Origin of the sequence: Nodosilinea nodulosa PCC 7104 (genome assembly GCF_000309385.1) — a bacterium.
GTDB lineage: Bacteria > Cyanobacteriota > Cyanobacteriia > Phormidesmidales > Phormidesmidaceae > Nodosilinea > Nodosilinea nodulosa.
In genome coordinates this window covers 1,131,885-1,145,513 of record NZ_JH976537.1, presented here as the reverse complement: position 1 = coordinate 1,145,513, position 13,629 = coordinate 1,131,885, and the positions used below count along the sequence as shown (strand labels likewise).

The 13,629-nt window shown below is 57.7% G+C and carries 12 protein-coding genes; 7 read left to right on the top strand and 5 right to left on the bottom strand.

The window, feature by feature from the left end; translation table 11 throughout:
• The first annotated feature begins 40 nt into the window (after window positions 1-40).
• Both LEPTO7104_RS0104945 and LEPTO7104_RS0104940 read left to right on the top strand, forming a co-directional pair.
• Window positions 41-2,194: a Tex family protein gene (locus LEPTO7104_RS0104945; RefSeq protein WP_017297444.1), complete on the top strand. Its 2,154-nt coding sequence runs from the start codon at window positions 41-43 to the stop codon at window positions 2,192-2,194.
• Between the two features lie 127 nt (window positions 2,195-2,321).
• Window positions 2,322-2,816, top strand: a complete 495-nt coding sequence (locus LEPTO7104_RS0104940; RefSeq protein ID WP_017297443.1) for a SixA phosphatase family protein — start codon at window positions 2,322-2,324, stop codon at window positions 2,814-2,816.
• Here the strand turns inward: LEPTO7104_RS0104940 and LEPTO7104_RS0104935 are convergent.
• Window positions 2,813-3,706 (bottom strand): hypothetical protein, encoded by an 894-nt coding sequence (locus tag LEPTO7104_RS0104935; protein WP_017297442.1) that lies wholly within the window; start codon window positions 3,704-3,706, stop codon window positions 2,813-2,815. The two genes, LEPTO7104_RS0104940 and LEPTO7104_RS0104935, sit on opposite strands and share 4 nt — an antisense overlap.
• Window positions 3,707-4,092: 386 nt before the next feature.
• On the bottom strand, window positions 4,093-4,947 hold the full coding sequence (locus tag LEPTO7104_RS0104930; protein ID WP_017297441.1) for a hypothetical protein: 855 nt from the start codon (window positions 4,945-4,947) through the stop codon (window positions 4,093-4,095).
• 397 nt (window positions 4,948-5,344) lie between these two features.
• On the opposite strand from LEPTO7104_RS0104930, the gene LEPTO7104_RS0104925 reads away from it, so the two are divergent.
• Together LEPTO7104_RS0104925 and LEPTO7104_RS0104920 are read left to right on the top strand one after the other, a co-directional pair.
• Window positions 5,345-6,211, top strand: a complete 867-nt coding sequence (locus LEPTO7104_RS0104925; RefSeq protein ID WP_017297440.1) for an alpha/beta fold hydrolase — start codon at window positions 5,345-5,347, stop codon at window positions 6,209-6,211.
• Window positions 6,208-6,462: a DUF3253 domain-containing protein gene (locus tag LEPTO7104_RS0104920; RefSeq protein ID WP_017297439.1), complete on the top strand. Its 255-nt coding sequence runs from the start codon at window positions 6,208-6,210 to the stop codon at window positions 6,460-6,462. Before LEPTO7104_RS0104925 ends, LEPTO7104_RS0104920 begins: the two co-directional genes overlap by 4 nt.
• A gap of 80 nt (window positions 6,463-6,542) precedes the next feature.
• On the opposite strand, the gene LEPTO7104_RS0104915 is transcribed toward LEPTO7104_RS0104920, so the two are convergent.
• The 3 genes from LEPTO7104_RS0104915 to LEPTO7104_RS32815 form a co-directional block, all read right to left on the bottom strand.
• Window positions 6,543-7,253 carry an ABC transporter ATP-binding protein gene (locus LEPTO7104_RS0104915; protein WP_017297438.1) on the bottom strand — a complete coding sequence of 237 codons (711 nt, stop codon included), beginning with the start codon at window positions 7,251-7,253 and terminating at the stop codon, window positions 6,543-6,545.
• A gap of 128 nt (window positions 7,254-7,381) precedes the next feature.
• The gene (locus tag LEPTO7104_RS0104910; protein WP_155523857.1) at window positions 7,382-8,596 is read right to left on the bottom strand and encodes an ABC transporter permease; all 1,215 of its coding nucleotides are present in this window, start codon (window positions 8,594-8,596) and stop codon (window positions 7,382-7,384) included.
• 40 nt (window positions 8,597-8,636) lie between these two features.
• On the bottom strand, window positions 8,637-10,028 hold the full coding sequence (locus LEPTO7104_RS32815) for an efflux RND transporter periplasmic adaptor subunit (protein WP_017297436.1): 1,392 nt from the start codon (window positions 10,026-10,028) through the stop codon (window positions 8,637-8,639).
• Between the two features lie 236 nt (window positions 10,029-10,264).
• Between LEPTO7104_RS32815 and LEPTO7104_RS0104900 the strand changes: the two genes are divergently transcribed.
• From LEPTO7104_RS0104900 to LEPTO7104_RS0104890, 3 genes are all read left to right on the top strand, one after another.
• The gene (locus LEPTO7104_RS0104900; protein ID WP_017297435.1) at window positions 10,265-11,611 is read left to right on the top strand and encodes a sensor histidine kinase; all 1,347 of its coding nucleotides are present in this window, start codon (window positions 10,265-10,267) and stop codon (window positions 11,609-11,611) included.
• Entirely contained in the window at window positions 11,608-12,261 is a 654-nt protein-coding gene (locus LEPTO7104_RS0104895; protein WP_017297434.1) for a response regulator, read from the top strand. The genes LEPTO7104_RS0104900 and LEPTO7104_RS0104895 overlap by 4 nt, the downstream gene beginning before the upstream one ends.
• A 250-nt stretch (window positions 12,262-12,511) precedes the next feature.
• Window positions 12,512-13,546, top strand: coding sequence for an endonuclease/exonuclease/phosphatase family protein (locus LEPTO7104_RS0104890; protein WP_017297433.1), 1,035 nt, complete (start codon window positions 12,512-12,514; stop codon window positions 13,544-13,546).
• Window positions 13,547-13,629: the final 83 nt, after the last annotated feature.

The following is a 13,629-nucleotide window of genomic DNA, read 5'->3' as shown; positions in this document are numbered from 1 at the left end:
TCCTATTCTTGCAGGAGTACGGAGAGTAAAGCAGCTTTTTATGACCACCCCTGCCACTATCATTGCCGCCGAACTCGATATTCGCCCGGCCCAGGTAAAGGCCACGCTAGAGCTGTTTGCCGAGGGGGCAACGGTGCCTTTTGTGGCCCGCTATCGCAAAGAGCGTACCGGCGATTTAGACGAGGTGCAGCTGCGGCAAATTGCCGAACGGCACCAGTATCTAACCGATCTGGAGGAGCGGCGGCAGGCGATATTGGCCGAGATCCAGTCCCAGGGCAAGCTGACCGAATCCTTAAAGACGGCTATTCTCGCCTGTCAGCAAAAGACGGAGCTGGAGGATCTCTACCTGCCCTACCGCCCCAAGCGCCGTACCCGTGCCACCATGGCTAAAGAAAAGGGGCTGGAGCCCCTGGCTCAGCAGATTGAGGCCCTAAACCAGTCGGGCAGACGGGGAGATTTGCGGCAGGCTGCTCAAGCCTTCGTCAATTCTGATCTGGGAGTCGAGACCGTCGAAGATGCCCTCCAGGGGGCGGCGGATATTTTGGCGGAGCAGGTGGCGGAGCGGGCGGATCTGCGGCGGTACGTGCGCGATCGCCTGCTCAACCACGGCCAGTTCACCGCCAGCATCAAAAAAGACTACCCCGAAGGCACCACCAAGTACGAGATGTACCGGGCTTACCAGGTGCCGGTGCGGGCAATCGCATCCCACAACCTGCTGGCGCTGCTGCGGGGCGATCGCGAGGGCATTCTCAAAGTGGGGCTGGAGACGGAGCCAGACCCGATTCTGCAAACCCTCGAAAAGCGGGTGGTAAAAACGCCCGTGCCGGAAATTCGCCAGTTTTACCGCCGCCTGCTTCAGGATGCCTACAGCCGCCTGATGAAACCCTCGCTGACCAGCGAGGTGATGGCCGAGAAAAAGGCCTGGGCCGATGATGTCTCGATCCAAACCTTTGAGGCCAATCTGAAAAACCTTTTGCTGTCGCCCCCGGCGGGCATGAAGCCCACCCTGGGAGTTGACCCCGGCTTTCGCACCGGCTGCAAGGTGGCGGCGGTGGATGGCACCGGCAAGTTTTTGGAGTACCAGGCGGTATTTCCCCACCAGTCGGCCCGGCAGCGGCAGCAGGCGGCGGACACCCTGGCGGGGATGATTCGCAAGCACAAGATCGAGCTGATTGCCATTGGCAACGGCACCGCCAGCCGCGAGACCGACGCCTTTGTAGGGGAGGTGCTCAAAACCCTGACCAGTCCGCCGGTCAAGGTGTTTGTGAATGAGTCAGGGGCGTCGATCTATTCGGCCAGCGAGGTGGCGGCGGCGGAGTTTCCCGACCTGGATGTGACGGTGCGGGGCGCGATCAGCATTGCCCGCCGCCTGCAAGACCCCCTGGCGGAGCTGGTGAAAATCGACCCAAAGTCGATTGGCGTGGGCCAGTACCAGCACGATGTGGATCAAAAGCGCCTCAGGCAAAAGCTCGACGACACGATCGAAAGCTGCGTCAACTACGTGGGGGTCGATTTAAACATGGCCTCCAGGGAGCTGTTGACCTACGTGTCGGGCCTGACCCCGGTGGTGGCGGGCAACATCGTAGACTTTCGCAATGCTAACGGGGTCTTTCGATCGCGCAAAGAGCTGCTGAAGGTCAAGAAGCTCGGACCCAAGGCGTTTGAGCAGGCGGCGGGGTTTCTGCGCATTCCAGGCGGCAAAAACCCGCTCGACAATACGGCGGTGCACCCGGAGAGCTACGGGATCGTGGATGCGATCGCCGCCGATCTGGCCCTGCCCCTCACCCAAATCTCTAAGGCCGCCGATCGCCTCCAGCGCCTCGACATCAAAAAATACACCACCGCCGCCGCCGGGGAACTCACCCTGCGCGACATTCTGCGCGAGCTAGAAAAACCCGGACGCGACCCCCGCGAGCAGTTTACCTACGCCCGCTTTCAGGAGGGCATCAACGACATCACCGATCTGAAACCGGGCATGACCCTGGAGGGCAGCATCACCAACGTCACCAATTTTGGCGCCTTTGTGGACGTGGGGGTACACCAGGACGGGCTGGTGCACATTTCGCAGCTGGCCGATCGCTTTGTCAGCGACCCCAACGACATCGTTAAGGTAGGCCAGGTGGTAACGGTGCGGGTAATGGAGGTCGACACCAAACTCAAGCGCATTAGTCTCTCCATGCGGGCCGCGAGCTAGCGCGGTGCCTCTGCGGCCAGAGCATCCCACCGCTAGAGGAAGATCGGCCACGCCGTTGATTGTATCCTTATAAATCTCCTAAGGTGGGCAAGGGCAACTGCCCTGGAGCCACCACCTAGCCACGACTATGACCAAACGACTCATTCTCTTTCGCCACGGAAAATCAGACTGGGAGGCTGGCTATGGGCGCGATCGCGATCGCCCGGTAGCTGAGCGCGGCATTACCGCCGCCAAGACCATGGGGAAGCTGCTGGCGGCGGCGGGCCAGGTTCCCGACCTCGCCATTACCTCGTCAGCGGTGCGGGCTCGCACCACCCTGGAGCTGGCCGCAGAGGCGGGGGGCTGGTCTTGCCCCGTCGAGATCACCGACGACCTCTACGAAGCCTCTGTCAAGCAGGTGCTAGAGGTCATTTACCAGGTGCCTGACCAGCACAGCTCGGTCATGCTGGTCGGCCACCAGCCCACTTGGTCTGATGCTATTACCTACTTTATGGGCGGCGGGGCTGTGCAGATGCCGACGGCGGTAATGGCCTGCCTGGAGTTTGAGGTGACCACCTGGGCCAAGGTCGAGGCCGGGCGAGGCGTACTGCTGTGGCTGCTGCCTCCCCGCCTGTTTGTCTAAACTTGCTGTCGTATCCTCGCGGCCGCAGCGCGGGGTGCGAGGCTGTAGGCCCTTAAGTCGTTCCCCTCAACCACCACGACCCCCACGGCAGTCTTGACGTAGATCTTGCCTTCCCGAGTGCACACTACCGAGGCCAGAGCTGGGTTGGCTGGAGCAGATGATCCAGCCAGCGGCGGAGTGAGGGGGCGGCAGGGCGGCGGCGGGGCTTGAACACATACCCTCTGGGCTGGGGCGGCAGTTGGGGTACTTACCGGCACTGGCTCTGGCGGCAGGGGCTTTGGCGGCAGGGGTGCTGGCGGTGCTGGGGCGGCGGGCGCTGCCGCCGAGGGTGCCCACAGGCGCGTCTGTTCAGCCTCGTCTGCGGAGTCTTTTTCGAGCCACACTATCATGTCGTCGCCGTGGTGGGCGGTCTCGCCCCGCAGGGTCTCCACGTAGAGAGTGCCGCTGCTGATGCCAATGTCGCGGATGGGGTACCACTGGTTTTGGGCCAGCACCAGCAGATCGAGCTGTAGATTGCGGTTGCTCTGGCGGCTAAAGCGTATCCACCACTGCTTCCAGAGCTGGCGGGCCTCGGTGTAGTTCATGTGGTAGCCCGCCGGCATTGGCGAGTAGGTGTAGCACAGCACCTGGCTATCGGCCCCCTGCCCGGTGGGCATGAAGTGGTGATCGAGCAGCGTCTGATGCAGCGCATCGGCGTAGTCGGTGTCGCGGCGCACCTCAATGCGGGGAGGGGTGGCGGCATCGTAGGCGGTGGCCAGCAGCAGACCTTTGCGGCCCAGAAGCTGGCGCAGTTTATTGGCGGGCTGAACGCGAAGCGATTGATTTGCTTCTAGGGTGGCATCTCCCGAAGCAAATAGCTGCAACAGAGTCAAATCATCGAGGGTGGTCATGGTAGATACAGCCGCAGGGAAGGTGACAAAGGCTAAACCCCTGGGTTAGTGGCCGCGATCGCTGCAAAGCGTCCAACCATCGCAGGCCGATCAATTCCATCGGGTTCAGTGGGGGAGCCATGGGCTCTGAGACAGTGCGGGTGATTGGTCAACTCGCAACAGATCAGCGCTCTTCCATGCTAGAAAAACTCTTTGGGGAAAACCGGATAATTTCCCTGTAGTACCAACAAGATTCTGTAAATTCTTATACAGTTTCCGGGCTATGTGCGGTGAAAGGCTGCCGTATCCACCCCTGCCAGAGTTGACCTGTAGCTGAAATGGCCATCAGCTTCTAGCCCAAGTCTGGCCCGCCGGGGAAAATTTCGTGGGACAACCACCCAGATTCTTTAGCTAGAAAGCTGCCTAACGGTTGCGATCGCTGGCTGAGAGGCCGCACCGTAAGCCTTGAGGTTGTCACCTTCGACAATTACAACCCCAACGGCGGTCTGCACGTAGACCTTGCCGTTGAGGGCGTAAACCACCGGGGCCAGGGTGGGGTCTACCGCCGTTGAAGAGCCGGGGGCCGGGGGGGGATAGTGCGCCAGGGATGTGCGGGCACCGGCAGACCGCAGCGATGGCAGGGGCGCGCTAGCCGACGGCATCGCCGCAGCGGGGGCGGGGGCTGGCTGAGCCGGCGGCGGCGCCCAAAAACAGGTTTTGTCGCTTTCTTCACACAGGTCTTTTTCGAGCCACACCATCATGTCATCGCCGTGGTGGACGGTCTCTCCGCGCAGGGTCTCGACGTAGAGGGTGCCGCTGTTGATGGCGATCTCGCGCACGGGGTACCACTGGGCTTTGACCAACACAAACAAGTCGAGCTGTAGGTGGCGATCTCGCAAATGGCTGGGGTGAGTCCACCACAGCTTCCACAGCTGCCGGGCCTGACCGTAGACGATCCGGTAGCCTTCGGGGATGGGATAGTGGGCGTAGCAGAGGACGTGGCTGCCCAGGCCCTGGCCCATGGGCACAAAGTGGTGGTCAATCAGAATTTGATGCAGCAGGTCGGCGTAGTCTGTGTTGCGGCGCACCTCAATGCGGGGTGGCATAGCCGCATCGTAGGCCGTGGCCAGCAGCAGGCCCTTGCGGCCCAGGAGCTGACGCAGGCTGTTGGCCGGCTGAATGCGAAGGGACTGATTTGCCTCCAGGGTGGCATCCCCCGAAACAAACCATTGCAGCAGCGTAATATCGTCTAGTGAAGTCATTTCAGGAACAGTCGCAAGGAACGTGACGAGGGCCAAAACCCACAGGCCATTCCAGATTGCGACGGTTATCTATGAGCTATCTATGAGCCCATCCGGGTCAGCAGATAAACATGAGCCCTCGCAAGCCAGGCAGCCCCTACCAGGTCTGGCCGTTGAATAAGCGACTTTAGGCCGTAGCCCATGCAGGTATTGTTTCGGCAGCCAAGCCAACACCAAACGCTTATTACTCTTTACCTCTTACAGAACCTGAGGATTGGGATCAGGTTTTTTTGTGCCCAGATTAAATACTTGTCCACAAAGGTTAACGAAACTGAGGCTTTGCCCCTGCTCGGCTCCCCTCAGCCCCTCCCCGGGAGGGGTCGCTATAGTTTAGGGGAGGGTAAATCTAGGTGTACTCATGGCGGCAGCGGTCAGTCCACAGCACGGATTTTTAAACACCAACGGCGTGCGACTGCACTACGTTCGCCAGGGGCAGGGGCCGCTAATGCTGTTTCTGCACGGCTTTCCAGAGTTTTGGTACTCCTGGCGGCACCAGCTCAACTCCTTTGCCGCTCACTATACCTGCGTGGCGCTCGATCTGCGGGGCTACAACGACAGCGACAAACCCGAGGGCATCGAAGCCTACCGCCTGGAGGTGTTGGTGGAAGACGTGCGGGGGGCGATGGTGGCCCTGGGACACGAGCAGATGGTGCTAGTCGGTCACGACTGGGGCGGCGCGATCGCCTGGGCCTTTGCCTATGCCCATCCCGAGTTGCTCCGATCGCTGGTCGTGATGAACATGCCCCACCCGGCTAAATTTGCTGAGGGCCTGCGTACCCCTCAGCAGCTGCTGAAGAGCTGGTATGTGGGTGCGTTTCAGCTGCCGCTGCTGCCCGAGCTGCTGCTGCAAGCCGGGGACTACTGGGCGATCGAGCAAATGCTGCGGGGCATGGCGATCGACAAAACGGCCTTTAGCGACGCCGACCTGCGGGCCTACAAAGACTCCGCCGCCAAGCCCGGTGCCCTCACCGCCATGGTCAACTACTACCGCGCCCTGACTTTGGGTCGCTCCTGGTCACAGCCCTGGGGCATTCTCAACGTGCCGACCCTGCTAATTTGGGGCGAAGAGGACGCCGCCCTGGGCAAAGAGCTCACCCTCGGCACCGAAGCCTACGTCAGCAATCTACGGCTGCGCTACATTCCCCAGTGCAGCCACTGGGTGCAGCAAGAGCAGCCCTACCAGGTCAATGCTTTAATGGCCGAGTTTCTGGGCCTGGAACCATGACCGTTTCTGCCGATACCATTCGCGCTACCCTGCTTTCTCTGGTCGCCCAGCGCGGTCCCGATAAAACCATTTGCCCCTCTGAGGTGGCCCGCGCGCTCAGCGCTCAGGCCTGGCAGGACCTCATGCCCGCCGTGCGCGAGGCCGGGATAGCGCTGGCAGCTGAAGGCTGCATTGCTGTGACTCAGAAGGGGCGGGTAGTGAATCCCCAAAGCGCTAAAGGACCGATTCGGTATCGGCAGGCAAAAGACTGAGGCCATGATTGCCAGCATCAGCAGGACCGCCGCCAGGGGTGGTCTGCGAGCGGGTGGGCCACCCGCCTTTACCGATAGTTTTAGTCTGCTGGGTAGCTCGTGCGCCCATGGTTTCTGGCTTCCCCCTGCAGCAGCCCATCCTGAACATGAATGATGCGGTGGGTTTGGGCTGCGATATCAGGCTCATGGGTCACGATAATGACCGTAATACCCTGGTCGTTGAGTTCGGTGAGGAGCGCCATGACTTCGTAAGAGGTTTGGGTGTCTAACGCCCCCGTGGGTTCGTCAGCTAGAACCAGCGCCGGACGATTGACCAGGGCACGGGCGATCGCGACTCTTTGCTGCTGCCCCCCAGAGAGCTGGCTGGGCCGGTTGCCCATGCGATCGCCTAGTCCCACCCGCTGCAGCGCTGCCGCTGCCCGCTGCTGCCGTTGCCGTCGACTTATCCCGGCATAGACCATCGGCAGCATGACATTTTCCAACGCGGTTGAGCGAGACAGCAGATTGAACTGTTGAAATACAAAGCCAATGCGCTGATTGCGAACATATGCAAGCCCCTCATTGCTCAGCGTGGTTAAGTTTTGCCCCTCCAAAACGTAATGGCCAGCCGAAGGGCGATCCAGACAGCCCATGATGTTCATCAGAGTAGATTTTCCCGAACCTGAGGCTCCCATAATCGCCACATAATCGCCTTCCTCAATGGTGAGATCAATGCCCTTGAGTACAGACACATCAACTTCACCCAATCGATAGGTTTTATGGATGCCTTCCATCCAAATCATGGCTGTCATGATCAATCCTGCTGCTCTTTTCTAGTCCTAGAAGGCTGAAATATCTCCACCGTTTTGGCGCGCCTGGCTCCCTAGTTTCCCTGCTCCCTAGCTTGCAGAAATAGTCCCTAAACTTCCGCCTCAGAGTACTAGTCACTTCTAAGCGCTACGATGGGGTCTAATTTGGCGGCGCTGCGAGCCGGAATAACGCCCGCCACAATGCCAATCACAAAAGAGAGTCCAACACCCAAGCCAATCGCCCACAGCGACACTACAAACGGAAAGCGAAACAGACTGGCGGCAAGGCGGGCGATCGCCACCCCGAGCCCCACGCCCAAAAAACCACCGGCGGCTGAAATGGCGATCGCCTCGGCCAAAAACTGACTCAGAATCGCCTGATTGGTCGCGCCGATGGCCTTGCGAATGCCAATTTCGCGGGTGCGCTCCACCACCGATACCAGCATGATGTTGGCAATACCAATGCCGCCAACAACCAGGGAAATGCCGGCGATCGCCACAACCATCACCGTGAACAATCCCACCGTGCTGCTCAGGGTTTCCACCAGGTTAGCCGCACTCGAAATTTGAAAATCGTCCTGATCGCCCCGCGCCGGATAGATGCTATGCCGCACCCGCAGCAGATTCGTAATTTGAAAATCAGCCGCCTCTAGCTGATCTTGCGCGCTCACCTTAACCGAAATGCCCTGCACCGCAATGCCGCTAAGGGCATTGTTACCGACCAGCCGCGCCGACATATTCGTCAGCGGCACGTAGGCCTGCTCATCCGGATTTTGCCGCCCCTGCGAGCCCTTCACATTGGCCACGCCGACCACGCTATAGCGCTGCCCCTGAATGCGAATCTTTTCGCCCACCGCCTCGGCGCCCACGCCCAACAGCTCATCCCTCAGCGTCGGGCCGATCACCACCACCGATTGGGCCTGGGTCAGCTCATCGGCGGTAAAAAACCGCCCGGATTGCATCGTCAAATTGTTGACCATCGGATAGGTTGTATCGGTGCCTAAAATCGTCGTGGAGGTGTTGTTTTGCCCGTACACGACCTGGAAGGTTTGCTGCAGGTAGGCCGACACCGAGCCAGCTACCTGTACCTGCGAACCAATCGCCTGGGCATCATCCCAGGTGAGCGTCGTGGCGCTGCCGCTACCCTGGCTGACATTGCCGCTGCTGGCAGAACCCGGACGCACCTGCAAAATATCTGCCCCCAAGCCCTGAAGGTTGGCTTCTGTCTGCGACTGTACGCCCTGGCCCACCGAGGTCACCGCAATCACGGCGGTAATGCCGATAATTACGCCCAGCATGGTCAGCGCCGTCCGCAGTTTGTTGCTCCACAGCGCGGCGATCGCCATCGCCAAAATTTCCGCTGCAGACAGCGAAGGCAGCGCATGCTTATCCACCGCGACCCCCGCCCGCACCAGCGCCAGAGCTACTTCCAGATCTGCTGCCCCCCGGCGGACCACCCACCCCTGGAATCGGCGACCTTCGCCCCGCCCCAATATTGCGGCGATTCTCGGGCAATCCCTGCGCAGCACTCAGCACAATTTGTTCATTCCCGGTGAGGCCAGACACTATCTGCGTTTTGTCAGCCACGGTTAATCCCGTTTCAACCCGCTTGAACTGAGGCGTATTGCCTGCACCCATGACCATCACTCCCTCGCCCTGGGCCTGCCGCACAATCGTAACAGTTGGCACCACCATGACATTGGCCAGCTCACCCGCCTGAAATTCCACATCGACATTCATGCCCGGCTTGAGCTTCGCCTGGGCGCTCTCAGACAGATCGACATGCACCTCAAAGCTGGTCACGTTCGAGGTAACGGTCGCCTGCTCGGCAATCTGCGCGACGCTGCCGTCAAACTGCTCGGTGGGGTAGGCATCTGCCGTAATGCGCACCGCTTGCCCTAGCTTGATTTTGGCGATATCCGCCTCTGCCACTTTGGCCACGACCTGATAATTGGAGGCCAAAGACAAAATAGAAGATGACGAAGAAGACGTCGTCTCACTCGCGGCTGTCGAGGGCGAGACAAAATCGCCTGGATCGGCGTAGCGAGCGGTTACCGTGCCGCTAAACGGCGCGCGGATGACCGTATCGTCAATCTGCGTTTGAGCCGTCGTCAAAGTCCCCTGGGCCTCAACGACCTGAGCTTTTGCCTGGGCGATGTCTTCCTGACGGCTGCCCATTCGAGCCAGATCTAGCGCCTGCTGGGCGCTGGTCACGCTGGCCTGCGCCGTGTCTTTCGCGGTTTGATAGGTGCTGAGATCTGCGGCGGCGATGGCCCCCCGGGCGTAAAGTCCCTGATAGCGCTGCAAATCGCTGGTGGCTTTGCGGAGTTCAGCTTGGGCGCTGGACAGGTTCGCGGCAGCGGTAGAAATGTCCTGAGGCAAATTGCCCGCCACGAGCTTGTTTAGATTGGCCTGTGCCGCATCAAGCTGTCCTTTTGCCTGGATCAACTGCCCCTGTAGCTCAGAATCATCCATGTAGGCCAGGATTTGCCCTGTTTTGACGACTGCGCCTTCATCCACGGTTACTTGCTCTAAGCGCCCTGCGGTTTTGGGGCTGACGTTAGTTTGCTGCTCAGGCTCAACGGTGCCGTTGGCCGAAACGGTGATGGGCAGCGTCGCGGTTTCTACACCAGCCGTTTTGGTCTGAGCGATGACTTCTTGCCGCGGCAAGATCACAAACTGCCGGTAGAGCAGATAGCTACCACCGGTCAGCAGACTAATAGCGAGCAGGCCGATGAAACCTTGGGAAAAGCGTTGTTTTGGTGGAGATTTGAGCATAGCTCCTGATTGAGAAAGAGCAGGTATTCAGGATAAATCACATCAGTTGAAGACCAGGCCTGGTCTGAGTGTAAAACAGGTTTCGGAGTCCTACATATGCTAAGTAGCCAAATCAGATTAGCCAAAAGTCATGGCCATAGTGGCTAAAGTAATGGCTAAAAGGTCTCAGCATCCGGAATAGATGGTATATTTTGCTGTTATTTTGATAGGGTTAACCTGTGCTCAGGTTTTCTCAGATGACGCAGGAATCGAACCTTCTCTATCAGCGCTACCGATTGATTGCCTTAGCCGTATATGCAGCCGTGCTTTTGGCGGGCGTTGTAGACTGGTTAGACGGAGGCATCGGACCGAGGAGTATCGTAGATGAGCCGGAGAATTATCGGCTTTTGTTCTTTTTGACGATGGTGCTCTTGCTAATCGGCCTTGAGCTATGGGCTGTGGGTAAAGCCAGTTTTTTAATGTCGGATGGGACGCAGATCATTCCTTTCTTGGTGAGAATATTTTTATTTATAGGCGCTTGTTTAGTCACTGACCTCACCTATTCGAAGATTCTTTTTTTGCCTATTCTTCTCTATAGCTACTTAGCCGTTAGCAAACGTCTGAGCTATTTCATTGCTATCTTGATGGTCACATTATTTTTGGTGGTTAGATTATCTGACTTTGGCGGTATGGGTGTACCGCCGTTACCGCCCCTAGCTAGTGGTATGCCCAATGCTGGCGTGCCTCACCGCATACCTCACCATAGGTCCAATCTAGGGGGCAGGGTGCTCGATGAAAGCATGGGCTCGCTGATTACGTTATTTTTTACGCTGCTATTGGCCCGAGCTATGTCACAGGCCATTCAAGCTCAGCAAAAGCTGGCGGGGTTATTGGCCTCACTCGAAGCGTCCCATGCCCAGCTCAAACAGTATGCCGCTCGGGTGGCCGACTTAGCCGTAACTGAAGAGCGCAACCGCTTGGCGCGCGATATCCACGACAGTTTGGGCCATCACCTGGCCGCGATTAATATCCAGCTAGAAAAAGCAAACGCCTACAGAGAGCGAGATCCAAATCGTGCCCATGAGGCAATCCACCACGCGCAGCGCACTGTACAAGATGCCCTAAAGGATGTACGTGAGTCGGTGAGCAGTCTGCGTCAAGATGGTAAGTCTTTTGTGTTTGAGAAATCTCTACAGGATTTACTCGGACGGATGCGCCATAGTGAACTGGAGCTCACGCTCAATCAGTCGGGAGACAGTGCGCGCTACAGCAAACTAAAGCTCATGACGTTATACCGTGTGATTCAAGAGGGGTTGACCAATGTACACAAGCACGCCAACGCCAGCCATGTCGTAATAACGCTGGATTTTGGTCATCAACAGGCCAGTCTTGAGCTGACAGATAATGGTTCTGGCTTTGACCTGGCTACCTGCAAATTAAGCAAGAACGAACCAACAACCCAGGGATTAACTGGCTTACAGGAGCGACTGAGCCTGGTGGGGGGAACCCTCAGCATTAGCAGTCGGCCTCAAGAGACAACGCTCACGGCACATATTCCTCAGTCTGATTCTCAGCCCTACTTGAGTCTAGGGGAGAGCTTATGACGCTGAAAATTCGAATTTTGATTGTTGATGATCAGTACCTAATTCGAGAAGGAATTGCCTCATTGCTCGAGCTTGAAGAGGCCGTTGAGGTGGTGGGAACGGCCCTTAATGGGAGGGATGCGATCGCAAAAGCCCTGGACCTAAAACCAAATATTGTTCTCATGGACGTGCGGATGCCCGAAATCAATGGCGTAGAAGCGACCGCAAAAATCAGGCAGGCCTTACCCACCTGCCAAGTGATTATGCTCACCACCTTTGATGATGAAGAATTTATTGTGCAGTCGCTCCTGGCTGGGGCCTGTGGCTATCTGATGAAAGATATTCCCCCCAAGGATTTAGGTCAGGCTATTAAGCTAGCCCACGCAGGTGTATATCAGCTAGCGCCTGAGGTCGCAGGTAAACTGATTGGAGCTTTAAAGGATAAACAGGTGCCTATCAATTCTCCGCCATCCATTGACCTGCCGCTTACTACCAGAGAAGTGGAGGTGCTAAAACTAATCGCTCAAGGGGTTACTAACAAGGGCATTGCCCAGGCACTGAATGTGAGTGAAGGCACGGTCAAAAACCATGTTTCTAATATTCTGATGAGGCTCGGCCTAGCGGATCGCACCCAGGCAGCTATCTATGCAGTAAAAAAAGGGTTAAGTTGAAAGAGACATCAAAATCTCTTTCTTAGTTTAGTGTTTAAGAGAAGATCAATAAATTACCCCGGAACTGTCAGAGCCAAGTATTCAAGTATTAAAGACAGAGCTTGAGGTTGTTCGCTTTTTGGGGTCAACGCTACCATAGCTGCATATCCTGATGACTTTAAGCCCTGCACGTTTCTGGAATAGCTGGCTTCAGGCGTGAAGTCAGTCTCTGTTAACGAAGCCTCATCGCTTTTAGTGGAGATAAGTGGTCATGGCTAGACGCACGCAATTTGCCCTGTCAACTCTCAATCTCTACAATTTCAATTTGCCCGGATTGCGGATCTATTCTGACTCCGACGGCTGGGATGAAGCCGCCTACGCCCGCAAGCTCGACTGGATTCGTCACATCATTCTCCAGCATCCGTCAGATGTGTGGGGCTTTCAGGAGCTGTGGCATAGAGAGGCGATCGCTGCCGTGTTTGACCACCCTGACCTGGCTGGCTACACGCTGCTGGTGCCAACTGACCACACCGGACAAAAGATTGTCTGCAGCGGCGCGGTTAGGACAGACATTCTCGTGGGTGAACCCGAGTGGATCGATCGCTTTCCCGAAAAATTTCGGCTGCAAAGCAGCGGCGGCGACCCCCAAACGCCTGAAGTCGCGGTGAGAATTAACGGCTTCTCGCGCCCCGTGCTGCACTTCAAGGTACGCCCTCGCTCAAATGGTGCGCCCATTTCAGTCTACGTGGCTCACTTCAAATCTAAAGCGCCCACCGCAATCTACACCGAGGGCTGGTACCGAGACGAGAAAGACTACTACAGTCGCCACAGCGACGCCCTCGGCAGCGCCCTTTCAACCATTCGCCGCACCGCAGAAGCAACCGCCCTGCGGATGATGCTCACCGAAGTGCTCAAGGGCACCGACGATGCGGTGGTGGTTTTGGGTGACCTCAACGACGGCCAAACCAGCAACACCTTGAACATTCTCACGGGCCAGCCCAACTACATTCTCAGCGGGCTAGAGCAGGGGGGCAGTGATACAGCGCTCTACGCGGTCAGCCGATTGCAGCAGTACCGCAGCGATCGCGATGTCTACTACACCCACATTCACCAAAACCTGCGCGAGTCGTTGGATCACATTTTGGTGTCCCAGGAGTTTTACGACAACTCTCGCCAGCGCCAGTGGGCCTTCAAGGGCATGGATATCGTCAATGACCACCTTAACTACGATAACCACGAGGCCGATGGATCTTCGGATCACGGGATGGTGAGAGCCACCTTTGAGTATCGCCCGGCTAAGGTCTGAGCCAGTTTAGGATTTTAGATTGGCGATTTTGGCTGGTGCCGGGTGCCCAGAGGGCATCCTAACCCTGCCCCCATGCCTGGAGT

Coding starts and splice junctions, on each gene's coding strand:
- LEPTO7104_RS0104945 (WP_017297444.1), top strand. CDS start 41: ATGACCACCCCTGCCACTATCATTGCCGCCGAACTCGATATTCGCCCG.
- LEPTO7104_RS0104940 (WP_017297443.1), top strand. CDS start 2,322: ATGACCAAACGACTCATTCTCTTTCGCCACGGAAAATCAGACTGGGAG.
- LEPTO7104_RS0104935 (WP_017297442.1), bottom strand. CDS start 3,706: ATGACCACCCTCGATGATTTGACTCTGTTGCAGCTATTTGCTTCGGGA.
- LEPTO7104_RS0104930 (WP_017297441.1), bottom strand. CDS start 4,947: ATGACTTCACTAGACGATATTACGCTGCTGCAATGGTTTGTTTCGGGG.
- LEPTO7104_RS0104925 (WP_017297440.1), top strand. CDS start 5,345: ATGGCGGCAGCGGTCAGTCCACAGCACGGATTTTTAAACACCAACGGC.
- LEPTO7104_RS0104920 (WP_017297439.1), top strand. CDS start 6,208: ATGACCGTTTCTGCCGATACCATTCGCGCTACCCTGCTTTCTCTGGTC.
- LEPTO7104_RS0104915 (WP_017297438.1), bottom strand. CDS start 7,253: ATGACAGCCATGATTTGGATGGAAGGCATCCATAAAACCTATCGATTG.
- LEPTO7104_RS0104910 (WP_155523857.1), bottom strand. CDS start 8,596: ATGGCGATCGCCGCGCTGTGGAGCAACAAACTGCGGACGGCGCTGACC.
- LEPTO7104_RS32815 (WP_017297436.1), bottom strand. CDS start 10,028: ATGCTCAAATCTCCACCAAAACAACGCTTTTCCCAAGGTTTCATCGGC.
- LEPTO7104_RS0104900 (WP_017297435.1), top strand. CDS start 10,265: ATGACGCAGGAATCGAACCTTCTCTATCAGCGCTACCGATTGATTGCC.
- LEPTO7104_RS0104895 (WP_017297434.1), top strand. CDS start 11,608: ATGACGCTGAAAATTCGAATTTTGATTGTTGATGATCAGTACCTAATT.
- LEPTO7104_RS0104890 (WP_017297433.1), top strand. CDS start 12,512: ATGGCTAGACGCACGCAATTTGCCCTGTCAACTCTCAATCTCTACAAT.